A 23,473-nucleotide genomic window follows, 5' to 3' on the forward strand; every position below is an offset into this window, starting at 1 on the left:
CTGATGAGTCTGCGGCCAAGGGAAGACCTCAACATCAAAGCATGTCAGCCCGGAGCCGTCGACAGCAGGGCGCGGGTCTCGGCGACGACGCGGGCGGCGAACTTGGGGTCATGGACGAGGGCGGAGCCGAGCGAGGGCTGGCCGCCGTCGTCGTAGTAGATGCCGGTTTGCTTCGACTCGTCGGTCAGGATCATGGCGGCGACGCGGGCGGCTCGCCTGGGGTTGCTCCAGAACTTCATGAATGGGGCGAGCAGCGGGAGGAGGGTCTTCGACAGGAGGCGGAAGCCGAGGCCAGCTTCGCGGCCCAGGCCGGTGCCGGGGTTGAAGCCCGGTTCATAAGCGTTGAAGCGCAAGCGAGGGTTCTCGCGGGCGAAGGCCAGGGCCGTGGCGATGTTGCACTGCTTCGAGGTGGCATAAGCATCCGCCCCCGGGAGAGTCGAGCCGCCGGGGAGCCACTCGCCGCGGGAGCAGGCCTCGGCCGAGATGTAACGGCCGCCGCGGAATCCTGCGGCCACGGCCGGCCCTCGGTTGGGATCCTCGGTGCCCGAGCCGACGAAGACGACGTTCGTCCTGTCCGCGAGATGCGGCACGAGGGCCTCGGTCAGCGCGAAGGGCCCGAGGTGGTTCGTCACGAACGTCATGTCCCACCCCTGTGCGTTCTTCGTGGGCCGCATCTGGACCATGCCCGCGTTGTTGAGCATCCCCGCGATCGGCAGGTCGAGGGCGATGATCTCCGCCGCGGCTCGACGCACGCTCGCGAGGTCGGAGAGGTCGCACACGACCGAGACCGCATGCCCTCCCTTGCGTTCGATGATCGCCCGCACCTCGTCGAGCTTCCTGGGGTCGCGGCCGACCAGTACGACCGTCCCGTGCTTCGCCAATTCAAACGCCGTGCGGCGGCCGATGCCGGAGGTCGGGCCGGTGATGAGGTACGCTTTGCGGGATGTCGGATGGTTCGCGGAACCAGTCATGGGAATGTCAGCCTCCTTTTTATTGCCTGTCTAGTCAGTCATTATTTCGATCAAAAAAAATCAGGACAGGACCCGCCAGAGGGCGTCGAATCCCGTCTTGCTGTGCTGCTTCGCGTTGGCCGGATCCTGGCTCATGTACTCCATCGTGGCGTCGGCCAGCGAGTTCATGAGGGCGGCGACGAAGCCGATCGGGGCGTTCTTCAAGGGGCCGTTGGCTCGGGCCTTTTGCAAGAGTTCGGCGATGCCGGCCATGATCTTGTGCCCCTCGGCGCGGGTCTCCATCGTGATCTCCTCCGAGACGCCGAGCTGCGCCAGGGCTCGACGTTTGTCGGGATTGGCGACCGCCCAGACCATCCAGTTGGACCAGGCGTGGAAGAGTTGCTCGCGAAGCTCGGCCTTCGCCGGGAGCCCGTCCAGGGCGGCAGCGGCCATCCCGGATTTCAGCTCGAGGTAGACTTGGTTGAACAGGACGGCCTTGGTCGCGAAGTAGGTGAAGAGCGTGCCGTTCGCGACGCCGGCCTCCTGCGCGATCATCGCCGTCGGGGCGCTCAGCCCTCGCGTGACGATGACGCGAGTCGCCGCCGCCATGATCGCGTTCCGCTTGTCTTCATCCTTCGGCCTGGCCATGATGGGAGGATAGCGATGAGCGAGCAGTCAGTCAACTAAAAGGGCTCGGCTTTCATTTCAGCGACATGGGATATCATGCGTAACGTCGAGATCAAGGCTCGCGTCGGGGACCTCTCCACCCTCTTCGATCGCGCCAAGGCGATCGCCGATTCGGGGCCAGTCGAGATCCTCCAGGATGACACCTTCTTCGCCTGCGAGCGAGGGCGGCTCAAACTGCGGGAGTTCCACGCCGAGGCCGGGGAGTTGATCTTCTATCGGAGGCCCGATTCCTCGGCGCCGAAGGTCTCGGAATACCTGATCGCGAAGACGCCGGAGCCCTCGAAGCTGCGCGAGGCGTTGGCCCAGGCGTATGGCGTCGTCGGGCGCGTCCGCAAGCGCCGGCAACTGTTCCTGGTGAAGAACACGCGGATCCACCTCGACGAGGTGGAAGGCCTCGGCACGTTCATGGAGCTGGAGGTCGTCCTGGGCGCCGACGACACCAGCGAGGAAGGCCAGGCGATCGCCGGCGACTTGATGAGCCATCTGGGCATTGCGCGGGACGACCTCATCGAAACGGCGTATGTCGACCTCTTAAACTCCAAAAATCAGCAGGAATGCCGATAGGATGAGGAGCACCTCGACGAACGTCGCGAACCGGCCGGCGGGCATCGAGGTCAAGATCCGTCGTCCCATCCACGACCCGAAGACGAGCGAGGCCCCGAGGATGAGGCCTCGCATCGTGTCGACTCGCGACAGCACGGCATACCGACCGTAGATCAGGGCCTTCGTCGCGTGCATCCAAACGGCGGCGACGGCCTCGGTCGCGACGTAGGCGGGGGCCGGCAGTTTGAGCCCGAGGAAGATCGCCGCCGGCAGCGGTCCGATCGTCCCGGCCACGGCAGAGAGGAACCCGACGCCCACGCCCGCCAGCGCCAGCCCTCGCTCGGAGATCCGCCCGAGCCTGGGCGACGCATGGCGCAACACCACGATCGCGAGCAGCAGGATCCCAATCAGGCGGGGGAGTCGCGACGAATCGAGCTCGACGTAGAGGCGGGAGCCGATGAGGCTGCCGGGGATCGCCCCCGCGCTGAAGATCAGGGCGGACCGCCAGCGGATGTCGCGACGGCCGAAACCGGCCCGCGACAGGTTCCCCAGCAGTTGGGCCACGGTGAGGACGGGGATCGCCGACTTCGCCCCGACCGTGAAGACGACCACGGGCATGAGCAGGATCGCCCCGCCGAACCCGGCAACCCCCGCGACCGTCCCGGCCAGGCACCCGCAGCACAGGAGGAGAATCCAGGACCAGAACATGAGCGGAGCAGCATACCTCGATAAGGCCGGATAGCTCAAATGTAGATGGCGGCGCGAACTCCGGCCCCTACATCCTACGCGGAGCCGCGCGCCCATGCGAACGAATGTTCCTGGCTATCGGCGTCAGGACAAGTCCAAGGGGCCCATCATGAGGTCTTCGGGGGGTGGAGGACGTTGGGCACGCCCTTGCCTCCGAAGAAGACGGCCAGGAAGCGGACGACCCTCTCGCCGTCATTCCGGCCGCGATGCCACTTCGTCCTGGCCTGGAGGAAACCCTGGCCCGCCTTGAAGGTCTTGCACATCCCATCGGCGAACTCGACGATCAGGGTGCCCTCGAGGACATAGACATAGCCCTGGACGGGATGAGTCATCCACTCGGTCGTCGTCCCCGGCGGGATCGTCATGATGGAGGACGAGATCTCCGGGTTGGGGGTGTCGAGATAGAGGATCGGCTCGCCCGCGTCGGTGACGGTGTCCTTCGAAACCTCCGTCATCGTCGCCTTCATCCCCTCCGCCGCCGCGAGGGGAATCTCGCCGGTCGTGCCCAGGGCCGCGAGCGCGGCCCCGAACCCGAGGAATCCACGGCGAGAGGTGGCTTCCGGATCAGCCTTGGGCTCGTCGACGCTGCGATTCATGAGTCTTCTCCCATGAGTCCGATCATGCCGCGAGGACGCCCGGTCGGGATCGTCGCGCGGCGAGCGTGCCCAGGACGAGGAACACCACCAGCGAGACGAGTTGGGCCACCATGAAGGGGGGCTCCGTCTGCTTCGGGGCCAGGGCATGTAGGACGGGCACCTTCAGGAACGACTGCACGATCAGGACAAACACGTTGAGGTAGAGAGCCAACAACGAGCCGACGACGTACACCATCCGCCAGTGTCCGGCGAGTCTGCGGCCGTAGCGGGCGTAGATCGTCGGGGCCAGGACGACCAGCGAGATGATCCCGAGGGCGATGCCGGGCGTCATGCCCCGGATCGGGAACCCGAAGCCCGTCAGGCTCGTCAACGTCGTGGTCGCCAGGAAGACGGCGACCCAACGATCAACCGGCCGGTTCATGATCATCCCGAACACGACGACGAATCCCGTTGCGATGCCCACCAGGCTGATGGCGACGTGGAAGACCGTGAAGGCGGGGATGGCGGAGGCTGGAATGAGCATGCGTCTTGGCTCCAGGGGAAGGGAGTGGAGGACGTGGACCTCATCGGAGCGGATTTTCGGCTTGGGCCGTCGAACCGTTCGGTACGCAAGGCGACACCGACCGGCCCCATGCCGGCTCGAGCGCAACGGGCCAGGGCCTTGGCACACGTACAACGCCAAGCCCTCGCTTCGGATAGGCGGGGCAGCAGGTCAGCCGTCATCGGAGATGTTCGCGTGAGGAAGGGCGCCGCGATGGGAGACTGCCCATCGCTGACGCTTCAAGGCTCGATCATTGCCGGGAATATGGCTGTGACGGACCTCGCTCTACGGATCGAGGCCGCTCGACTCAGGCCAGCAAGGCCTTATGGATCTTCGCCTTGCCCTCGACGCCGATCAGTCGCTGGTCGAGGCCCTGGTAGCTGTATGAGAGCGTCCAGGGGTCGAGGCCGAGGAGGTGGAGGATGGTCGCCTGGATGTCGCGGACGTCGACGGGGTTCTCGGTGATGTAATAGCCGATGTCGTCGGTCGCGCCGAAGGTCTGGCCCCCCTTGATGCCGCCGCCGGCCAGGAGCATGGTGAAGGCGAACGGGTGATGGTCGCGGCCGATGAACGGGAGGTTGGGCTGGTTGTTCTGCTGCATCGGGGTCCGGCCGAACTCGCCCCCCCAGACGATCAGGGTCGAGTCCAGCAGGCCGCGCTGCTTGAGGTCGAGCACCAACGCGGTCAGGGCCCGGTCGATCTGCTGGACCTTGATCGGCAGGATCGTGGGGATGTGCTCGCCGGGGCTCACGCCGTGATGGTCCCAGCCCCAGTCGTAGATCTGCACGAACCGGATGCCCGCCTCGACCATCCGTCGCGCGAGCAGGCAGTTGTTCGCGAGCGAGGCGTCGGTCCCCTTGTAGGCGACGCGGGGGTCGTCGGCCGACTCGGAGTCGGGGACGAAGCCGGGTCTGGCGCCGTAGAGGTCGAGGATCGACTTGGGCTCCTTGCTGATGTCCATCACCTCGGGCGCGGCGACCTGCATCCGGTAGGCGAGCTCATACTGCGCGATGCGGGTCAGGGTCTCCGGGTCGCCGATCGACTCGGATTCCATGGCGTTGAGCATCCGCAGGGTGTCGAGGGTCTCGCGGCGGCCATTGCGGTCCATGCCCTTTGGGTTCGCGAGGAAAAGGACGGGGTCTCCCGGCGAGCGGCACTGGACCCCCTGATACACCGAGGGCAGGTAGCCGCTCCCCCAGACGCTCTTGCCGGCGTCGGGGGTCTTGCCGCCGCTCGTGAGCACAACGAAGCCCGGAAGGTCCTGATTCTCTGAGCCGAGCCCGTAGGTTGCCCACGAACCGAGCGAGGCCCCCCCGAACTGCGACGTGCCCGTCTGGAGATAGAGTTGGGCCGGGGCGTGGTTGAACTGGTCGGTCTTGACCGACTTCACCACGGCGAACTCGTCGATCACGCTGGGCAGGTGCTTCCAGACCTCGCTCAGCGAGGCCCCCGACTGACCGTGCTGCGCGAACGAGAAGGGGGTTCCGAGCATCTTGGGCACCCCCTTGATGAACGCGAACCGCTTCCCCTTGAGGTACTCGTCCGGGCAGGGCTTGCCGTTGAACTTGCGGAGGGCCGGTTTCTCGTCGAAGAGGTCGAGCTGGCTCGGCGACCCGGCCATGTGGAGATAGATGACGCTCTTGGCCTTCGCCGGCAGCATGGGCGGGCGGGGGGCGAGCGGGCTCCTCGACGTCTCGGGCTTCGCCTCGCCACGCCCTTCCTTCGCGAGCAGTTGCGCCAGGGCGATCGCGCCGAGGCCCACGCCGCAATTGCCGAAGAAGTGCCGCCGGGTCACCGCCTTGAGGATCTCGTGCTCGAGATTCACGGGAAAGGCTCCTGCGAAGGCGGTATCAACCGCGGGTGAGGAACTCGTCGAGATTGAGGATGACGTTGCAGACCGACGTCAGCGCCGCGAGGTCGGCCGCGTCCATGCCCGGGGGCAGGGGGCCGAGCGGCTCGGCCGCCAGCGCCTTGGCCTCGTCGGCATGAGCCTGGTAGTAGGCCAGCCGCTGGCGATAGAGAGCCGCGAGAGCCTCAACCTCCCGGGGCTTCGGGGTCCGGATCAGGGCGAGCTGCAGGGCGTGGGCGATGCGGCTCGAAGGGTCGCCGCCTGCCTCGATTGTCGAGCGCCTGGCCAGGGCCTGGGCCGCCTCGATGTAGACCTCGTCGTTGAGCGTGACGAGCGCCTGGAGCGGCGTGTTCGTGCTGATCCGTCGCACCGTGCAGGACTCCCGGCTCGGCGCGTCGAAGACGAGCATCGCCGGGTAAGGGGATGTTCGCTTGATGAACGTGTAGAGGCCCCGGCGATGCCGCTCGGCTCCGGCGCTCGTCACCCAGTTGTCCTTGCTGTACGTCGACTTCCAGATCCCGTCGGGCTGATAGGGCATGACCGACGGCCCCATCATCCTCTGGCTCAGGAGGCCCGAAACCGCCAGGGCCTCGTCGCGGATCATCTCGGCCTCCATCCGGAACCGAGGCCCTCGTGAGAAGAGGCGATTCTCCGGATCCTTCGCGAGCCGGTCGGGCGTCGAGCGCGAGACCTGGCGATAGGTCGCCGAGGTCACGATCTGGCGGCAGAGCCGCTTGAACGACCAGCGTCCTTCGCGGAAGTCGACCGCCAGCCAGTCGAGCAGGTCGGGATGCGTCGGCGGGATCCCCTGCGAGCCGAAGTCCTCCTGCGACTCGACGAGGCCTCGGCCGAAGAACTGCGACCACTGGCGGTTGACCGCGACCCTCGCCGTGAGCGGGTTCTCGGGATCCATGAGCCATCTGGCCAGGCCGAGCCGGTTGTTCGGGGCGTCCTTGGGCAACGGGTGGAATCTCGCCGGGGTGGCGGCCTCGACCTTCTCCCCCGGATCGAGGAAGTTCCCCCGATTGTGCATCCGGGTGATGCGTTTACGCTCGCCGGGCAGTTCGCGGAAGATCGGGGTCCGGACCGAGTTGAGGATGGCGTCCTTGTCGGCCTTGAGCCGGGCCACGGCGTCTCGCTTGGACTTCAGTTCGGGGGCCCGGTCGGCGTAGTCGCGGAGCAGGGCGTCGCGCTGCTCGGGCGTGCGGGCTTCGGGCGCAATCGCCGCAATGGCGACGACCCCCTCGGGGTCGGAACTGCCGATCGGGTTCGCCGGATCGGCCGAGCCGGAGAGGCGGAACCGGCCGAGGCTGAAGCCGGGGTATCCGAAGGTGAACTGGTGGTCGAGGGTCACGACCAGCCGATCCCCATCCTCGACATTCACCGGCTGATCGAGCCGGAAGACGGCCTGGTGTGACTTCCCCTGCTGCGGCGAGACGGCCCAGCCGTGATGCTGCGGATCCGGATTCTTGAGGGCGTGGGCGACGGGGTAGTTGTCCTGCGAGAAGTCGGCCTCCGCCATCGCGAAGCCGAGCGGTCGATCCTTGCCATCGCGGCCTTTCAGCGTTGCGCTAATGCCGGTGAGTACGAAGTTGCCGTCGCCAGAGGCACGCCCGACCCCTCGGTTCGGCATCGACGGGTCGGTGAGGGCCTCGAGCTGGATCGAACCGATCTTGCCCAGGCCAGCCAGCGGGAGGGTCAGGCTGTACGATTCTTTCGAGGGGGCCGAAGCCTGGGCCAGGACCGAGCCGTCGGCCTGGAGATTCAAGGTCGAGCCGCTCGACGCCTCCATCCGCTCGGGCTTGAGGAACGTCCAGCGGTTCCGGGCCCGGATCGCCGAGGCCCAGGTCTCGATGGCCTCGAGTCGGGCCGAGGTCGGGGCGTGGAGGTCGGCCTCGAACCGGAGAATCTTGGCGTCGAGGTCGGCGAGCTGTTCGCGCTGGGCGAGGCTGGGGACGGGGAGAGTCGGGGAGTCGTCGTAGCGGTCTGCGTCCTCGGTCTGGTCGAAGAAGGCGAAGGCCTGGTAGTACTCCTTCTGCGAAATCGGGTCGTACTTATGGCTGTGGCACTTGGCGCAGCCGATGGTGAGGCCCATCCAGACCTGGCCGGTGGTGTCGATCCGATCCTTGACCGCGATGATGCGGAACTCCTCGTCGTCGGTCCCCCCCTCGTCATTGACGAGCGTGTTGCGGTGGAAGGCCGTCGCTAGCAGTTGATCGGGGGTCGGGTTGGGGAGGAGGTCTCCGGCGAGTTGCTCGACGGTAAAGGCGTCATACGGCTTGTCGGCGTTGAAGGCGTCGATGACCCAGTCGCGATAGCGCCAGATCGTGCGACGGAGGTCCTTCTCGTACCCCTTGGTGTCGGCGAACCGGGCGAGGTCGAGCCAGGGGCGAGCCCAGCGCTCGCCGTAAGCGGGGGAGGCGAGCAGGCGGTCGACCAGGCTCTCATAGGCCGCGGGGGACGGGTCGGCGAGGAACCTCGCGACCATCTCGGGGGTCGGGGGCAGGCCGGTGAGGTCGAGGCAGACCCGGCGGATCAGGGTCGTGCGGTCGGCCTCGGGCGAAGGGGCCAGTCCGTCGCGTTCGAGTCGGGCGAGGACGAAGTGGTCGATCGGGTTCCTGGGCCATGCCGCATCTTTGATCGCCGGGGGCGCAGGGCGGGTCGGCTTCTGGAAGGCCCAGTGCTGCTCCCAGGTCGCCCCTTGCTCGACCCAGCGCCGGAGCAGGCCGACTTGCTCGGGCGTGAGCCGCTTCTCGGCTCCGCCGGGCGGCATGCGCTCCTCGGGGTCGTCGGAGGTCACGCGGCGCAGGGCCTCGCTCTCATCCACCGAGCGGGGGACGAAGGGGCGGCCGACGTCGTGCTCGGCGAAGGCCTCGGCCTTCACGTCGAGCCGGAGCTTGCCCTTGCGTTGGCCCTCGTCCGGCCCGTGGCAGGCATAGCAGTGCCTCGCCAGGATCGGGCGGATGTCCCGGGCGAAGTCCACCGGCGCGGACGACCCGTCGGCCGCGAAGGCCCGGACCTGGGCGATCCCCATGAGGCCGATCGCGAGCGCCGGAAGGAGCAGGGCTCGACGAATCCGGCCGATGCGGGCACTGGGCATGCGAAAGGCTCCGTTGAGGCACAACCCCTCTCGATGCCGTCTCGAAGCCCGAGAGGCCTCTTGTCATGAAATCGCCATGCGCGACCGTGTCGGCAAAGGCAAAGGGGCTGGGCCAACCAGGATAACCCGCCGCCCCGAGGAACGCACGAGAGATTCGCAAGCCGAACGCATCTTCAATTCAGACTTCAAGCATATCTCTTTGGGGCAGGCTTAGCAGAACGGCCGGAGGGCCATGCGCATATCGGTGGCGGTGGGGTAGCGATCTTTCGGGTCGCGGGCGAGGCACTTCTGGAGGACGGCCGCGAGGGCGCTCGGCACGTCGGGCCGGCGCGTCTGGATCGGGACGGGGGGCTCTTCCAGCAGCATGCGGATCAGGTCACCACCATCGGCGACTTGATCGTAGATGAACTGGCTGCTCAGGAGGAAGTAGAGCGTGGCCGCAGTGGCGTAGAGGTCGCCCGACGGCAAGACCGTCTTGAAGTCGAGCATCTGCTCGGGGGGCATGAAGGGGACCGTCCCGCGCATCTCGCCCGAGAACGTCAGGCCGGAGAGTCCGAGCCCACGGAAGCTCTTGGCCAGGCCGAAGTCGGAGATCTTGGCGACGAGCTGATTCTTGTGCCGGCCGATCAGGATGTTCTCGGGCTTGATGTCGCGGTGGACGAACCCGAGGCTATGCGCCTGCTCGAGCCCCTTGAGCACCTGGCTCGCCATCCGGCAGGCCTGCTGGACCGGGTATCGGCCGGGGTCGGCATTGGCGAGTGCCTCCAGGTTCGAGCCGGCGACGTACTCCATCGCGAACCAGAACTGCCCGCGGGTCATGCCTTGCTCGAGCCATTCGACGATGTTCGGATGCTTGAGTTGACTGATGACCGACATCTCGCGCAGGAAGCGATCGACGGCCGAGCGTGCGGCGGCCGACTCGGGGACGATCAGCTTGAGCGCGACGAGCTTCCCCGTCTGGACGTGCCGGGCCTGGTAGACGACCCCCATCGCACCTCGACCGAGTTCCCGGAGCGTCGTGTAATGCGGGACCGGCTGGGGGAGCGCCGAGACCTCCGCGCGACACAACTCGCAGAGCCATTCCACCGGCTCGCCGTCATCGTCGTTGGAACCGGTCGCGACGACGTCGAGCCCCAGGGGGGCCGGGGTCCCGCAGCCCGCGCACTGGATCGGCTGGATGGTCGGCTCGACGTTGAAGGTGGCCGTCTGGCTCGCCGGCGCCGTCACGGCGGGCACGGCCACGCCCGAGAGGCTCGTGAGCGCGGACGACTCCACGCGGACGCGGAAGATGCTCTGCCCGGCGGCAATCCGGTCGCCGGAGCTGAGTCGGGCCCGCTCCACCCGGCATTCATTGACGAAGGTGCCGTTGGTGCTGCCTAGATCGCGGATCTCGCAGCGAGGGGGACTGATCTCGATGAGGAAGTGGTCGCGAGAGAGTGCCGAGTCTTCGGGCATGGGGCAATGCACGAAACGGGACCGCCCCACGATAAACGTATCGTGACGATCGAAGATGAACGATCGGCCCTGACGCGGGCCCTGGAGGACATCCAAGATAACTCGCATTGTCTCGATATGAGGCCCCACAAAGTCGAGTCCTCCTCATTATACTCTCCTACATACGCCGACCGGACTCCTTTGTGCCGAAATTCCTTGCAAAACGCGCCGGCCGTTGCGTCTTCATCAGAGATACGGCACAGGAGCGTGCATGCAGACAACCCGTATGCGAGGCCGATCCACCGGCGCGAGAGGAGTTGAACTCGATGGCAAGCTTACATGAGATCACAACTGAAGAGGTGGCGTCCCAGCTCGATCGCGGAGGTCCCGTCGTCGCCCTCGAGTCGACCCTGATCGCCCAAGGCTTGCCCTGGCCCGACAACCTGGAGACCGCCCGGGAGTCGGAGGAGGCCGTCCGTAGCGCAGGGGCCATCCCCGCGACGATCGCCGTGCTCGACGGCCGGATCCGCGTCGGCCTCTCCGCGTCGGAGCTGGAGCGCGTCGCCCGCTCGACCCACTTCCTCAAGGCGGGGCGACGCGACCTGGCGACGGCCCTGGCACGGTCCCTCGACGCGGCGACGACCGTCTCGGCCACGCTCTGGATCGCCCGCACGCGAGGGATCGGCGTGATGGCCACCGGCGGACTCGGGGGCGTACATCGCGAGGCGGCGACCACCTTCGATGTCTCCAACGACCTCGACGAGCTCGGCAGCGCCGACGGTGCCCTCGTGGTCTGCTCGGGGGTGAAGTCGATCCTCGACGTACCCGCGACCCTCGACGCGATGGAAACCCGCGGAGTCTGTGTCGTCGGCTATCGGACGGACGAGTTGCCGGGGTTCCTCACCCGTTCGAGCGGGCTCCCGCTCGAGTCTCGCGTGGAGTCGCCGGCCGAGGCCGCCGACCTCGTTCGCGCACATCGAGCCCTGGGGCTCCCGGGCGCCATCGTGTTAACTCAGCCGGTCCCCGAAGCGGTCGCGCTCGACCAGGCCGTCATGGACGCGGCACTCTTGACCGCACTCGAGGAGGCGAGGGCGGAGAGAGTGACGGGCAAGGCCGTTACCCCGTTCCTGCTGGGCCGGATCCGTCATGCGACGGCAGGGAACGCACTCGTCGCGAACCGAGCCCTGATCGTGTCGAATGCCGGGCTCGCGGGCGAGGCTGCCAGGGAACTCGCCGCGAACACGCGATGATCGCCATTTTCCGAAGGATCTCGGGCTATTCTATTTGGAGGTCGACTTGCCCATCTTGAAGGTCTTGAGCACCGCCTCGACCTGGCTGCGGAAGGGGCCGGGGGGATCCTGGACCGTCGTCGACTTCAGGATCAGGCTCTCGTCGCGGGCGAACTGGACGAGGTATTCGTCGAAGTAGACCCGGGCGTCGCGCTTGGCGCCGCTGGCCCTGAGCGCGGCGTTGATCCGGTACACCTTCATCTTGAGCGGGGCCCACTCGGCGTCCGGCAGCCAGCCCATCGGGCCGGGCAGGATATCCTGCTTGGCCTGCCGCCACGACTCGTTGAGCAGCTTGACGTGGAAGTCGGGCGTCCGGTTATTGCGGTCCGCCTCCGCGTCCCCCGTCTTGTGCTGGATCAGGAACTCCATGCGGTCGGGGGCCTTGGGCGCCCCCCGGAGCAGCTCGACCGAGTCTCCCGGGTTCGTGAGCGGGCCGAGCTGGAATTCCTGGGGATGGCGGAAGTGGAAGATCCCGTCCGGGTCGTCGTAGAGGAGCCAAGAATTCTCCTCGGTGGCCGTCGGCAGCGGCTCGGGGATCGCCAGCGGGGCATCCGTGCCGACGAACTGCCGTCCCAGGGTGAGTTGCTGCGTCGTGATCCTGCGCAGGCGGCTCGAGCCGGATAGGAGCGTCGTCGTCACCGAGGTCATGCGAAGCTCGGTGATCGCCCCGCGGGCCTGCACCAACGCGTTGCTGGTGGCCGGCTTGGTGGGCTCCCCTTGCGTGTCGGGCGGAGGAGGGGGGGCGAACTTGAAGATAACCCGGGCGTTGACCGTCGTGTCTCCCCTGGGCAAAGAGACCTTCCCATCGATGGTGATGATCGCCTCCCAGTCCGTCCCGTCGGCGACCTGCTGCACCATCTCGAGATGGCCGAGCAGGGGGGCGCCACGCCCGGGGCTCTCGTTCAGGAGGGCCCAGGTGCCCGTCCTGGAGATCGTCCACCGGTCGCCGATCCGGCTCGGCTGCGCGGGCAGGAGCGAGGCCAGGCTCGGCATGAAGATCTCCTGATCGACCGACATGTACTCGATCTCGCGCAATCCCCGCCCCTCGGTCAGGCTGAGGACCTGGGGGCTCCCTCCTATCCGAGGCTGGTAGTAGAGGGTCATCCCCTGCAGGGCGGGGACGGCACCTTTCTTGGGGAACGGGTTGGGCGTCTGCCGGTAGGTGTCGTAGTGACGCACCGTGCTCATGACGACGCCGATATCGCTGACCCGGGCGGGACGCTCGGTGAAGATCGCCTGGACGGTCCCCTCGGTTCGCGACGGGGAGGTCTGCGATCGTTCCTCGACGACCTTCATCGTCTCGCGGATGCCGATTTTATACTGCCCGATGGCCGGTTGCGCCCTGGCCGCCTCGTCGAGGCTGTAACGCTCGGAAAACTGGAACCGAGTCCCGAGGTCGGTGACCGGCTTGCCTTCCGTCGGCTCGGCCGGCGCATTCGGCTTGGCAGCCTCGGCCTTATCCTGGGCCCGGAGCGCAGCCCCCCCGAAGGCCAGGATGACCGCGAGCACTGCCCAGAAGAGTTTGCGACGCCGTCTCATTGGATGCCTCTTATCGCCCCACCGATCCCGACGAACCGACCTCATTGGATTCAACCATCAATAGACAGGAACGAGCGCCGGGGTGGAAGGAGGGAAGGGTCAATTCTTGCCGCCGTCGGCGTCCGACTTCGGCGAGGCTTCCTTCGTGGCATCCTTCCACGTGAGAGAGCCGATCATCTGGACGTCCTGGTCGCCGAAGCCCTTGCTATCCTTCTCGGCGAGCGTGAACGTGCCCAGGAGCTGGTCCCCCTCGGGGCTGGCGACGAGGTAGTAGTACCAGATAACGCCGACTTCCCCCTCGCGCCCCTTCGCCCCCACCTTGTAACGGAATCCGCCGTCGGGATCGCCGGGGATCTCCCCTTCGCCCAGCATGGCGACGAATCGAGAGCCGAGGGCCTTGCGCAGGTCGTTCCGGAATTGCTCGAGGTCGAGGTGACGCCCCTTGCCGGCGGGCGGTCCCATCATCAGATTGCACTGGGAGACCACCACGCCGCGCTCGATCTTCCGGAGGACCGTCTGCCTCGTGTCATCCCAGTAGACATGCCAGCTCCGGTCGTGCGTCAGGCTGAACTTGCTGCCCGGCGGGGTCAGCAAGACCTGCTCCTGCAAAGGGTTCGACTCGGTCGGCACGGCGGCGACCACCGCGTCATTGAGCGCCTTGGGCAGCGGGATCTGACGACGCGTCAGCGAGAGCGTGCTCTTGACATCGAGGCCCGCCTCGACCGGCCCCGGCTTCCGGACCTCGGAACGCTCCACCGTCAGCGCCGAGATCCGCTCGATCTTGCGGTCGAAGGTGAACGTGCCGTCGCAGTTGATCGTCCCCTCGCCGCCGAGCACGGAGCCTCGGATCTCGCCCGCCAGGCGGAACGCGGCCGTGTCGGCGTTGATCGACTCGAGGGTCGCCCTCAGGCCGTTGACGGACAGGGTGTCGTACCCGCTGAGGGCCCGCGCCGCGTCATCCCCCACACGCCAGTTCTCCCCCCTGGCAACCGGCTTGGGGGAGAGGAGCCTGGAGAGGAGCAGGGGATCGGCCGGCCCCTGGACCACCTCCAGCTCCGAGCGCGTCAGCGGGCCGCCCGGGCTGAAGACGTGGACCGTCCCTTCTTTCAAGTCCGCCACCAGGAGCGCGACCTCCGGGCGCAAGGCCGACGACGAGGGGCGGATCTGCCCGTTGATCGCCGTCGCCGCCTGGACAACCCTGCGCAACGACCGTCGGGCTCGGCCATCGGGATCGGCCTTCACCACGCGTTCGCCGAAATCGAGGCGAGTCTCCACGCGCAGGGCCAGGGGCTTCGTCGGCTCCGCCTTCGTGCTCCCCGGAGGCGGCCCCGGCTGATAAGTGCCTTCCGCCTTCAGGGTGATATTGACCCGCGTAGCCCCTTCGAGCGGGCCAGTCTCACGCAGCAGGACCGGCGCATCAGCCCCGAAGACCGCCCCCCCGACGACAAGGGAGAGCAGACCGAACACACCATTTCTCAACAGGTTGGCCATCCCTAGCTCCTTGGACGAGTGCCTGGCCCGTACTCTAGTGGGTCTGCGACGAGACTGTCAATTCTGCAAATCCCCCACCGGATACCCCAACGCCCCTTGTTGAAAAAGGCATCAGCGCGAACGAAAACGAGGCAGATCTTTCCCAGCCTTTCCGCATTCTCCAGGCGACCGGCCTCCTGGGTGACCTCGGTCGAGAGCGGGGTCGGGTAAAAATATGCCACCGAGGATGCATTCTTCTTACCGCCTTCCTGTCACAATCGTTCCGGTCTACCCAATCTAAATGTGAACGGCCACAGCCCATCCCCCATCTTCAACGCTCGTTTGGGGAGATTTCCACGTCTCAACCACTCGCATCGAATCGGTTTTTCACTTTTCCCGATTATGCCGCGACCTACTTCAGTCGATCCAAACACCTGTTTGAAACATCTGTTTTAAATGGATGCCGACAAAAGGAGGCCATTCATCGGAATTTCTCAAGTTCCTAGCATCCAGTAGGCATTTCTTTTGCGTAGGATTGAGGGACGCCCGAGTCAACCCCCGGGCTCCGGAAATCGTCACGTTCGTGAACGAACGAGTCCGTGCTTGCAAGCAAGAATGACTGTCCCGACCCAGCACAAGCTACGTATCAGAGCGTATTGAGAGCTAAACTTCGGTGAAACGAAAACTTTCGTCGTATTGATTCAGTCAAATACGAAGGAAGTGATGAAGCCGTCTCGACACCACATCGTCCAACGAGTCGAGGGAGAGTTTCGAGGATGGGAAGTAATTACTGCCATCCTGCCTTGAAGCAATTGAAGGAACAACAGGCCCGGTTCGCTCCGAAGGAGGAACGGCTCGAGCAGATCGAGCGCGCCGAGGCCCTGCTGGGCGAGATCCAATCGGACAAGAATTATCCGTACGAGTATCTCTGGTTCCGGATCAAAGGATATCGACCGGAAACCGCCCCCGAGCTCTTGCTGGACGGCAACGGCATCCGGCATGACCTGCGCCTCTTCATCGAGGACCTCTCGGGGACGGTAGGGCTCCCGGCCGAACAGGCGGCCGAGCCGGTCTTGACGGTCGATGCGATCAGCCGCCGCTTCAACGTCTCCACCAGGACGATCACGCGTTGGCGGCGGCAGGGGTTGGTGGCCCGGCGGTTTGTGATCGACGGGCGCACCAAGGTTGGCTTTCTCGAGTCGAGCGTGACCCGGTTCGTGGACTCCCACCGCGAGCAGGTCGACCGAGGGACCCGATTTCGGCAACTGACCGAGGCGGAACGCGACGAGATCATTCGCCGCGCCCGTCGCATGGCGCAGGTCGGCCAGGCGGGCCTGGTCGAGATTGCGCGGAGGATCGCTCGAAAGATGGAACGCTCCACGGAAACCGTCCGCACCACCCTCCGTTCCTACGACCTCGAACATCCCGACCGCGCCATTTTCCCACCCTCGGTGGGGCCGCTCGACGACGACTCCAAGACGCAGATCTACCGGCTCTATCGCCGGGGCGTCTCCGTCGAGGTCCTCGCCAGCCAGTACGACCGCACGCGATCCAGCATCTACCGCGTCATCAACGAGATGCGGGCCCTGCGGATCCTCAGCGTCAAGCTCGAGTACATGCCCCACCCGAGCTTCGACGACCCGAACGCCCGCGACTCCATCCTCGGGCCCATGCCCGAGCCCGTCGACGGCAAGGCACCCCGGAAGACGAAGGCCCCCAAGGGGCTCCCCCCCTATCTCTCGAGCCTCTACGAGGTCCCCCTCCTCGGCCGAGAGCAGGAGGCCCACCTCTTCCGCAAGATGAACTACCTCAAGTTCATGGCCAACCAGCTCCGCGATCAGGTCGACCCGGCGCGGGCCAAGACCTCGGACCTCGACGACATCGAGCGGTTCCAGGAAGAGGCCCTGGCGGTCAAGAACCAGATCATCCGCTCGAACCTCAGGCTCGTCGTCTCGATCGCCAAGCGGCACGTCGGGCCGTCGAACAACTTCTTCGAGCTCGTCAGCGACGGCAACATGTCCCTCATCCGCGCCGTGGAGAAGTTCGACTACGCCCGAGGCAACAAGTTCAGCACATATGCAAGCTGGGCAATCATGAAGAACTTCGCGCGGACGATCCCCGAGGAGAACTACCGCCGCGATCGGTTCGTCACCGGCCACGAGGAGATGTTCGAGGCCGCCGCCGACACGCGGATCGACGAGCACGAGTACGAGACCGCACAGAAGCGGAACCAGGAGGCGGTGAAGGGCATGCTCGGCCGCCTCGACGACCGCGAAAGGCGGATCATCGTCAGCCGCTATGGGATCAACGGCGTCAGCGAGCTGACCCTGGAACAGCTCGGCCGCGAACTCGGGATCACCAAGGAACGCGTCAGGCAGATCGAGTCCCGGGCCCAGGAGAAGCTCCGCAAGATCGCCATCGAGGAGAAGCTCGAATTGCCGATACTCTGACCTCGACGCAGGGCGAAGACAGACAGAATTAACGAGAGAGAGCAGGGGCCGTGCCACGGCCCCTGTCGCATTTCAGGGGCGAGTTAATCAGGGACGAGGCTGAGGTTGCGACGTAACATGGCTCCCATTCCGCAAGTTCCGAATCGTCACTTTGGGGGTGATTTTCGGAATCTGCCAGAATCCGCCGCAAAATCCCAACCTTTCCTCTTGTCGAGGCCGGTAGGAGGTCGCTAGGATATCGACCATATCGCTCCTGGAGCGTTCGCACTAAAGTTGACCGCGTCCTACCGGCGGTTTGCGAAAGAACCGCTGGCCGAACGCGGTCGTCTTTATGGACGACCTGGTGAGTGTGGCGAACCGTCCTCCGAAACGGCGTGTCTAAACCGCTATACCGAGTCGACAAGGTTTTTCTGGTATCTCCGAAAAAATCCTTGCGTTCCTCACCCGCCTCGGTATATTTGGGAGTTTCACGGATCCTGATCGCTGGCGTAGCTCAACTGGCAGAGCACCGGTTTTGTAAACCGACGGTTGTGAGTTCGACTCTCACCGCCAGCTCTGTTCTGCCGATTGGAATGCCGACCTCGAACTGGGCCTGAGATTCGACACAGCGAGCGATCGCACCGGTCCCGAGGACATACGTCCAAACCGCATCGGGTGGATACCCAAGTGGCTAAAGGGGCCAGACTGTAAATCTGGTGGCTATGCCTTCGCAGGTTCGAATCCTGCTCCACCCATCCGAAGCGATACGAAGAAACATCGAATCGATCGGCCGAACAAGACAAGAACGGGAGAGTGGTCTCCGAGGATCGAACAGGAATCAGGATCGCCAGGTTGGGCCCCGATGATCATCCTCGAGGATCCGCCGAGTCAGGGCTTGGAAAAAGTCGAAATCGGCTCCATGCGGGTGTAACTCAATGGTAGAGTACCTGCCTTCCAAGCAGGCAACGTGGGTTCGATTCCCATCACCCGCTCTCGGGTCTGGCGGAGAGGTAGAGACGAGGAGCGAAGGGAAGTCGAAGCGAGACGATTCAAGGAAACAGACCCTCATCTTTTGATGAATACAATCGGGGTGGGCTTCGCGGTCTCCCCCGGTCTAATGCTGCCGTGGCTCAGTTGGTAGAGCGCGTCCTTGGTAAGGACGAGGTCCTGGGTTCAAATCCCAGCGGCAGCTTTTGGGCCTAGCCCAAGTTCGGGTGGTGCGGTTGGACCCAGGGGTCGGCCCCAGGCCGCTGGGAGCCCCGCCCGAATGCGGACCATGGTGACGTGTGGGGCGGTTGGGCGGGCTCCCGCCGAACGAATCCAAGGATGCCGTAAGGCGTTGAGCAAAGCAAAGCAGAGCACAGCACATGGCTAAGGAAACGTTCACCAGGTCGAAACCACACGTCAACGTGGGCACGATCGGGCACATCGACCACGGCAAGACGACGCTGACGGCTGCCCTGCTCTCGGTCCTGTCCGCTCAGGGACACGCCAAGAAGAAGGATTACGCGGATATCGCCAAGGGCGGTACGGTCCGCGACGCGAACAAGACGGTCACCATCGCCGTCTCGCACGTCGAATATGAGAGCGAAAAGCGGCACTACGCCCACATCGACTGCCCGGGTCACGCCGACTATATCAAGAACATGATCACGGGTGCCGCCCAGATGGACGGGGCCATCCTCGTCGTCTCGGCCGCCGACGGCCCGATGCCGCAGACCCGCGAGCACATCCTCCTCGCCCGCCAGGTCGGCGTGCCCGCCCTCGTGGTCTTCCTCAACAAGATTGACCTCGTCGACGACGAGGAACTGCTGGAGTTGGTCGAGCTCGAACTTCGCGAGCTCTTGACCCACTACAAGTTCCCCGGCGACGAAATCCCGATCGTCCGCGGCTGCAGCCGCCCCGCCTACGAGAACCCGACCGACCCGGCCTCGGCCAAGCCGATCCTCGACCTGGTCAAGGCCATGGACGAGTACATCCCGGACCCGGTCCGCGACATCGACAAGCCGTTCCTCATGCCGATCGAAGACGTGTTCTCGATCAAGGGCCGTGGTACGGTGGGCACCGGCAAGATCGAGCGTGGCAAGGTCAAGGTCGGCGACGCCGTCGAAATCGTCGGCTTCGGCCAGAAGCTCGCCTCCACGATCACGGGTGTTGAAGCGTTCCAGAAGACGCTCGACGAAGGTCTCGCTGGCGACAACGTCGGCGTCCTCCTCCGCGGCGTTGAAAAGAACCAGCTCGAGCGTGGGCAGGTCATCTGCAAGCCCAACTCGATCACCCCGCACACGAAGTTCGAGGCTGAGGTCTACGTCCTCTCCAAGGACGAAGGTGGCCGTCATACCCCGTTCTTCAAGGGCTACCGCCCGCAGTTCTACTTCCGCACCACCGACGTGACCGGTTCGGTCCTCAACCTGCTGTCGGAAGACAACAGCGAGGCTGAAATGTGCATGCCGGGCGACAACATCAAGATGACCGTCGAGCTGCACACGCCGATCGCCATGGAGGAAAACCTCCGCTTCGCGATCCGCGAAGGTGGTAAGACCGTGGGTGCCGGCGTCGTCGTCAAGATCCTTCAGTAACACCTTCGGGACCGCTGGCCTGGCCGGTCGGTCCCGATCGCGATTTGTCTCTCTTCGGGTGCGACCCTCCTACTCAGTCCCGTTCTCGGGCAGGGGGGTCGCGCTTCGGACGTTAATGGGACCATCGCGAGCAACGAGCCGGCGTGGGAGTGGCCGATGCGTGAATATGTCTGGCTGGAATGCACCGCCTGCGGTGACCGGAACTACCGGACCCAGAAAGAAACCCGTGGTGCCGAGCGTCTCGAGCTGAAGAAGTACTGCCGGCGCGAGCGCAAGCATACGCCGCACAAAGAATCTCGCAAGAAGTGAGAGATTCGAAAAACTGAGGTTGGCTCGGGTCGTTGGCGAAATCATCGAGCCGAGCCGTCCTTTTAAGTTCAGTCGGGATGCGGCTGAACCTCTTCGAGACATGACTGGCCGAGTGATACGCAAGGGTCGCTCGATTTCAGGATCGTCTCGTCTGATACGAGCGTAGCTCAATTGGTAGAGCACCGGTCTCCAAAACCGGCGGTTGGGGGTTCGATTCCCTCCGCTCGTGCTCCTTCATCGAGGTCCTTCCGGCCAACCGGCGCAGGAAGCTCGATGGGTTGGTGGCTCTTCGCTGACTCGGTCTGGTCTCAATGAGTATCCCTCCGAGCAAGCAATCAACAAGGGCAATGTCCCGCTGAGGTCGCAGCCACCGTCGAATCACGACGCACCGTTTTCGGATGTTGCATTGCGAGAAAGAGGCCATGGGCAAAGTCAAAGATGGAGCGCCGGCGTCGAAGGCCCCGAAACCCTCGAAGGGGGGGGCGACCGGTGGTTCGAAACGCCGTAAGGATTTTGCCCTGTTTCTGGCAAATCTCTTCAGCGTTAGCCTCTACAAGCCGATGCAGGGTCGCCATGCCCGGATCTATTCGGCAGCCGGCCTCGGCCTCATCGTGGTGCTCGGCCTCTGGCGATTCTACGACGTCTTGCTCGTCTATTCGCCCGCGACCCGCTTCGGCATCCCGACGGCCATCGGCCTGGTGCTCGGCTGGTTCATTTTCCGCATCATGCAATATCCCCCTTTCGTCGAGTTCCTGATCGCTACCGAAGCGGAAATGAACAAGGTCTCGTGGACGAGCCGCGATGACCTCTATCGCGCGACCACGGTGGTCCTCACAACTGTCGTCCTGATGTCGGTCTTCCTCTTCGGCGTCGACTGGCTCTGGTCGAACCTGCTCCAACTGCTGGGTGTCCTTAAGTTCGGAGGCGGCGGGGCTTTCGGTTCATCGGCCGGATAATCGTGGCCGAACCCTCTCTCAGTCGTTAATCTGAACGTGCAGGGCGAATGAGCAAGTGGGTCGGCATTGGTCGACCTTTCGAGGGCGCCGGGATGGCGTCCTCGTCCACCGCTCGGCTTTCTACTTTTTGGGTTGGTCTCCTACCTCCGCGTGGCGTCGCATGAGTCATCCGACCGACGAGATCCCCGATCCGACATCCTCCGACGACTACGCCTCCGACTCGGTAGATCCGTCCGACCCGGACGAGGTCGAGGAGTCCTCAGCGTTCGAGGTCGAGGAGCAAACCCCCGATGGGGGACGGACCGCTGCTCCGGCCAGCCCAGCCGCTGCGCCCGTGCATGCCTCGTCCGAAACCGCCCCCAGCGCTTCCTCGTCTTCGAATCGCCCGGTCGCCGACGATGACGACCCCGCTCCCGAGCTCGTCTGGTATGTCCTCAAGGTGCAGAGCTCCCGCGAGGATACGATCCGAGACGCCCTCGAGCGGCGCGTGAAGATCCAGGGGCTCCAGCAGTACTTCGGCCGGATCGTGGTCCCCACCGAAAACTTCACCGAGATCCGCAATAACAAGCGGAAGACGGTGAAGCGGAAGACCTATCCCGGCTATATCATGGTCGAGATGGAGCTCAACGAGAAGACCTGGTTCACCGTGCGGGAGACGCCCGGCGTGGGAGACTTCGTCGGGGCCCACGGCACCCCGACCAAGATGACGCCGACCGAGGTCGAGCAGATGCTCGGCAGCGGCGAGGAGGCGGCGCCTGCGAGCAAGGTCCGCATCTATGTTGAACGAGGCGATCGGGTTAAAATCAAGGATGGCCCGTTCGAGAACTTCGAAGGGACCGTCGAAGAAGTCATCGAGGCACGAGGCCTCGTCAAGGTCATGCTGATCATCTTCAATCGGCCGACGCCGGTTGACCTCGAATACTGGCAGGTTGAACGACTGTAATTGGACGTGCGGAATCCGGACAGCGGGACCTGGAAGGGTGGGACCTCGGTGTCCTCTCCTTCCTCTTCCGCGTCTCAGAGCAACCCATCCGGACCGGTGGCGTTCCGGCCGCGTGACTTCTGCATTCCGCTTTTCGCATTCCGCATGGGAGAGAGACGATGGCCAAGGTGATGACGGCGAAGGTGAAGCTCCAGTGTCCCGGTGGTCAGGCCACGCCTGCTCCCCCCGTCGGACCGGCCCTTGGCCAGCACGGTGTGAATATCGGTCAGTTCGTGATGCAGTTCAACGAACGGACCAAGGACATGAAGGGGACGACGATCCCCGTCGAGATCACGATCTACTCGGATCGTTCGTTCGAGTTCATCACCAAGAGCCCCCCCGCCGCGGTCCTTCTGAAGCAGACGGCCGGCGTCGCCTCGGGCTCGGCCACGCCCCACAAGGTCAAGGTCGCCACGGTCACCCCCGATCAGGTCCGGAAGATCGCCGAGACCAAGTTCCAGGACCTGAACGCTCGCGACCTCGACCACGCCTGCCGCATCATCGCCGGCACGGCCCGTAGCATGGGCATCGAGATCAAGGGTTGATCGCAGTTTGATACGCGAAGATGGCCCGGGCGATGGCCGAAGGCCCCCTCACCCGGGGTGGGATGGCCCGCAACACCTGCGGGCCTTTCGTTCCACCCTCCCGGCCGTCTTCGACTGAAGGATATCCCAGGTGCGACCGCCCGCCTCGGGATCGAATCCGGCGTCTCGCCTCGCGAGGTCGTCGGATTTACATTGGCGGCAGCCTCCGGAAAGGAGCGCGACCTTTGGCGCAGCAATCGAAACGATATCGCGCCTTGCGCGAGAAGGTGACGACCGAAGAGCCAATTGCATTGGCTGACGCGGTCCGCCTGCTGAAGACATTCGGCACCACGAAGTTCAATCAGACGGTCGAGGTCTCGACGAACCTCGGGATCGACCCCCGTCAGAGCGACCAGAACGTCCGCGGCTCGGTCGCCCTGCCTCATGGCATCGGCAAAACCGTCCGTGTGGCGGTCTTCGCCCAGGGCGACAACGCCGAGAAGGCGACGGCGGCCGGTGCCGACATCGTCGGCGGCGACGACCTGGCGGCCAAGATCAAGGGGGGCTTCCTCGACTTCGACGTCGCGCTTGCCACTCCCGACATGATGGGCGTCGTCGGCCCGCTCGGCCGTTTGCTCGGCCCCCGCGGCCTGATGCCGTCTCCCCGCTCCGGGACGGTGACCACCGACATCACTGCGGGCGTCAAGGAGTTCAAGGCGGGTAAGATCGAGTTCCGCAACGATAAGGGCGGGAACGTCGCCGCGCCGGTCGGCAAGCTGAGCTTCAGCGAGTCCGAGCTCGTCGAAAACATCATCACCTTCTTGAATCATCTGCGGACGGTCAAGCCGGCCGCCGCCAAGGGGTCGTACCTCCGGTCGGTTACCATCTCGGCCACGATGAGCCCGGGCATCCGGGTCATCGCCTGAGCCCTAACCGCCCGACGAGGCAC

Annotated in this window: 19 protein-coding genes and 5 tRNA genes; 14 read left to right on the top strand and 10 right to left on the bottom strand. The window is 65.0% G+C overall.

Going from position 1 to position 23,473, the window contains the following annotated elements; genetic code table 11:
* Positions 1-44: 44 nt before the first annotated feature.
* Positions 45-971, bottom strand: a complete 927-nt coding sequence (locus ACOYYX_RS36860) for an SDR family NAD(P)-dependent oxidoreductase (RefSeq protein WP_422927638.1) — start codon at positions 969-971, stop codon at positions 45-47.
* Between the two features lie 60 nt (positions 972-1,031).
* On the bottom strand, positions 1,032-1,598 hold the full coding sequence (locus ACOYYX_RS36865) for a TetR/AcrR family transcriptional regulator (RefSeq protein ID WP_422927639.1): 567 nt from the start codon (positions 1,596-1,598) through the stop codon (positions 1,032-1,034).
* 75 nt (positions 1,599-1,673) lie between these two features.
* Between ACOYYX_RS36865 and ACOYYX_RS36870 the strand changes: the two genes are divergently transcribed.
* On the top strand, positions 1,674-2,201 hold the full coding sequence (locus ACOYYX_RS36870; protein ID WP_422927640.1) for a class IV adenylate cyclase: 528 nt from the start codon (positions 1,674-1,676) through the stop codon (positions 2,199-2,201).
* On the opposite strand, the gene ACOYYX_RS36875 is transcribed toward ACOYYX_RS36870, so the two are convergent.
* From ACOYYX_RS36875 to ACOYYX_RS36900, 6 genes are all read right to left on the bottom strand, one after another.
* The gene (locus ACOYYX_RS36875) at positions 2,169-2,888 is read right to left on the bottom strand and encodes a sulfite exporter TauE/SafE family protein (RefSeq protein ID WP_422927641.1); all 720 of its coding nucleotides are present in this window, start codon (positions 2,886-2,888) and stop codon (positions 2,169-2,171) included. The genes ACOYYX_RS36870 and ACOYYX_RS36875 overlap by 33 nt on opposite strands.
* A 146-nt stretch (positions 2,889-3,034) precedes the next feature.
* Positions 3,035-3,523 (bottom strand): cupin domain-containing protein, encoded by a 489-nt coding sequence (locus ACOYYX_RS36880; protein ID WP_422927642.1) that lies wholly within the window; start codon positions 3,521-3,523, stop codon positions 3,035-3,037.
* A 22-nt stretch (positions 3,524-3,545) separates the two neighbouring features.
* On the bottom strand, positions 3,546-4,046 hold the full coding sequence (locus ACOYYX_RS36885) for a hypothetical protein (RefSeq protein WP_422927643.1): 501 nt from the start codon (positions 4,044-4,046) through the stop codon (positions 3,546-3,548).
* 325 nt (positions 4,047-4,371) lie between these two features.
* Entirely contained in the window at positions 4,372-5,889 is a 1,518-nt protein-coding gene (locus ACOYYX_RS36890) for a DUF1501 domain-containing protein (protein WP_422927644.1), read from the bottom strand.
* A 25-nt stretch (positions 5,890-5,914) separates the two neighbouring features.
* Positions 5,915-9,013 carry a PSD1 and planctomycete cytochrome C domain-containing protein gene (locus ACOYYX_RS36895; RefSeq protein WP_422927645.1) on the bottom strand — a complete coding sequence of 1,033 codons (3,099 nt, stop codon included), beginning with the start codon at positions 9,011-9,013 and terminating at the stop codon, positions 5,915-5,917.
* A 210-nt stretch (positions 9,014-9,223) separates the two neighbouring features.
* A complete protein-coding gene (locus ACOYYX_RS36900) occupies positions 9,224-10,498 on the bottom strand; it encodes a protein kinase domain-containing protein (protein WP_422927646.1) in 1,275 nt (424 codons plus the stop codon).
* 275 nt (positions 10,499-10,773) lie between these two features.
* Between ACOYYX_RS36900 and ACOYYX_RS36905 the strand changes: the two genes are divergently transcribed.
* Positions 10,774-11,697, top strand: a complete 924-nt coding sequence (locus ACOYYX_RS36905) for a pseudouridine-5'-phosphate glycosidase (protein ID WP_422927647.1) — start codon at positions 10,774-10,776, stop codon at positions 11,695-11,697.
* Positions 11,698-11,727: 30 nt separating this feature from the next.
* On the opposite strand, the gene ACOYYX_RS36910 is transcribed toward ACOYYX_RS36905, so the two are convergent.
* Both ACOYYX_RS36910 and ACOYYX_RS36915 read right to left on the bottom strand, forming a co-directional pair.
* Positions 11,728-13,275, bottom strand: a complete 1,548-nt coding sequence (locus ACOYYX_RS36910) for a hypothetical protein (protein ID WP_422927648.1) — start codon at positions 13,273-13,275, stop codon at positions 11,728-11,730.
* Positions 13,276-13,374: 99 nt separating this feature from the next.
* The gene (locus tag ACOYYX_RS36915; RefSeq protein ID WP_422927649.1) at positions 13,375-14,766 is read right to left on the bottom strand and encodes a hypothetical protein; all 1,392 of its coding nucleotides are present in this window, start codon (positions 14,764-14,766) and stop codon (positions 13,375-13,377) included.
* A gap of 755 nt (positions 14,767-15,521) precedes the next feature.
* On the opposite strand from ACOYYX_RS36915, the gene ACOYYX_RS36920 reads away from it, so the two are divergent.
* The 12 genes from ACOYYX_RS36920 to rplA all read left to right on the top strand — a co-directional run bounded on the left by ACOYYX_RS36920 (position 15,522) and on the right by rplA (position 23,450).
* Positions 15,522-17,195, top strand: coding sequence for a sigma-70 family RNA polymerase sigma factor (locus tag ACOYYX_RS36920; RefSeq protein WP_422927650.1), 1,674 nt, complete (start codon positions 15,522-15,524; stop codon positions 17,193-17,195).
* Positions 17,196-17,677: 482 nt separating this feature from the next.
* Positions 17,678-17,750, top strand: a tRNA-Thr gene (locus ACOYYX_RS36925).
* A 97-nt stretch (positions 17,751-17,847) separates the two neighbouring features.
* Positions 17,848-17,929 (top strand) — tRNA-Tyr (locus tag ACOYYX_RS36930).
* Positions 17,930-18,095: 166 nt separating this feature from the next.
* Positions 18,096-18,166 (top strand) — tRNA-Gly (locus ACOYYX_RS36935).
* A 127-nt stretch (positions 18,167-18,293) separates the two neighbouring features.
* Positions 18,294-18,366, top strand: a tRNA-Thr gene (locus ACOYYX_RS36940).
* A gap of 175 nt (positions 18,367-18,541) precedes the next feature.
* On the top strand, positions 18,542-19,753 hold the full coding sequence (tuf, locus tag ACOYYX_RS36945) for an elongation factor Tu (RefSeq protein WP_422927651.1): 1,212 nt from the start codon (positions 18,542-18,544) through the stop codon (positions 19,751-19,753).
* 156 nt (positions 19,754-19,909) lie between these two features.
* Entirely contained in the window at positions 19,910-20,062 is a 153-nt protein-coding gene (gene rpmG / locus ACOYYX_RS36950) for a 50S ribosomal protein L33 (RefSeq protein ID WP_422927652.1), read from the top strand.
* Positions 20,063-20,218: 156 nt separating this feature from the next.
* Positions 20,219-20,291: transfer RNA gene (locus ACOYYX_RS36955), tRNA-Trp, on the top strand.
* Between the two features lie 193 nt (positions 20,292-20,484).
* Positions 20,485-21,018: a preprotein translocase subunit SecE gene (secE, locus tag ACOYYX_RS36960; protein ID WP_422927653.1), complete on the top strand. Its 534-nt coding sequence runs from the start codon at positions 20,485-20,487 to the stop codon at positions 21,016-21,018.
* A 160-nt stretch (positions 21,019-21,178) separates the two neighbouring features.
* Positions 21,179-21,961: a transcription termination/antitermination protein NusG gene (gene nusG / locus ACOYYX_RS36965; protein ID WP_422927654.1), complete on the top strand. Its 783-nt coding sequence runs from the start codon at positions 21,179-21,181 to the stop codon at positions 21,959-21,961.
* 158 nt (positions 21,962-22,119) lie between these two features.
* Entirely contained in the window at positions 22,120-22,545 is a 426-nt protein-coding gene (rplK, locus tag ACOYYX_RS36970; protein ID WP_422927655.1) for a 50S ribosomal protein L11, read from the top strand.
* 224 nt (positions 22,546-22,769) lie between these two features.
* Positions 22,770-23,450, top strand: a complete 681-nt coding sequence (rplA, locus tag ACOYYX_RS36975) for a 50S ribosomal protein L1 (RefSeq protein WP_422927656.1) — start codon at positions 22,770-22,772, stop codon at positions 23,448-23,450.
* The last annotated feature ends 23 nt before the right edge of the window (positions 23,451-23,473 follow it).

The organism is Singulisphaera chitinilytica, from assembly GCF_049331405.1.
In the GTDB taxonomy this organism is placed as follows: domain Bacteria; phylum Planctomycetota; class Planctomycetia; order Isosphaerales; family Isosphaeraceae; genus PoT.

Bases quoted from the DNA above. Each gene is read 5' to 3' on its own strand.
- ACOYYX_RS36865 (WP_422927639.1), bottom strand. From the start codon at position 1,598: ATGGCCAGGCCGAAGGATGAAGACAAGCGGAACGCGATCATGGCGGCG.
- ACOYYX_RS36885 (WP_422927643.1), bottom strand. From the start codon at position 4,046: ATGCTCATTCCAGCCTCCGCCATCCCCGCCTTCACGGTCTTCCACGTC.
- ACOYYX_RS36910 (WP_422927648.1), bottom strand. From the start codon at position 13,275: ATGAGACGGCGTCGCAAACTCTTCTGGGCAGTGCTCGCGGTCATCCTG.
- ACOYYX_RS36915 (WP_422927649.1), bottom strand. From the start codon at position 14,766: ATGGCCAACCTGTTGAGAAATGGTGTGTTCGGTCTGCTCTCCCTTGTC.
- nusG (WP_422927654.1), top strand. From the start codon at position 21,179: ATGAGTCATCCGACCGACGAGATCCCCGATCCGACATCCTCCGACGAC.
- ACOYYX_RS36920 (WP_422927650.1), top strand. From the start codon at position 15,522: ATGGGAAGTAATTACTGCCATCCTGCCTTGAAGCAATTGAAGGAACAA.
- rpmG (WP_422927652.1), top strand. From the start codon at position 19,910: ATGCGTGAATATGTCTGGCTGGAATGCACCGCCTGCGGTGACCGGAAC.
- ACOYYX_RS36870 (WP_422927640.1), top strand. From the start codon at position 1,674: ATGCGTAACGTCGAGATCAAGGCTCGCGTCGGGGACCTCTCCACCCTC.
- ACOYYX_RS36880 (WP_422927642.1), bottom strand. From the start codon at position 3,523: ATGAATCGCAGCGTCGACGAGCCCAAGGCTGATCCGGAAGCCACCTCT.
- ACOYYX_RS36905 (WP_422927647.1), top strand. From the start codon at position 10,774: ATGGCAAGCTTACATGAGATCACAACTGAAGAGGTGGCGTCCCAGCTC.
- ACOYYX_RS36860 (WP_422927638.1), bottom strand. From the start codon at position 971: ATGACTGGTTCCGCGAACCATCCGACATCCCGCAAAGCGTACCTCATC.
- ACOYYX_RS36895 (WP_422927645.1), bottom strand. From the start codon at position 9,013: ATGCCCAGTGCCCGCATCGGCCGGATTCGTCGAGCCCTGCTCCTTCCG.
- rplK (WP_422927655.1), top strand. From the start codon at position 22,120: ATGGCCAAGGTGATGACGGCGAAGGTGAAGCTCCAGTGTCCCGGTGGT.
- tuf (WP_422927651.1), top strand. From the start codon at position 18,542: ATGGCTAAGGAAACGTTCACCAGGTCGAAACCACACGTCAACGTGGGC.
- secE (WP_422927653.1), top strand. From the start codon at position 20,485: ATGGGCAAAGTCAAAGATGGAGCGCCGGCGTCGAAGGCCCCGAAACCC.
- ACOYYX_RS36875 (WP_422927641.1), bottom strand. From the start codon at position 2,888: ATGTTCTGGTCCTGGATTCTCCTCCTGTGCTGCGGGTGCCTGGCCGGG.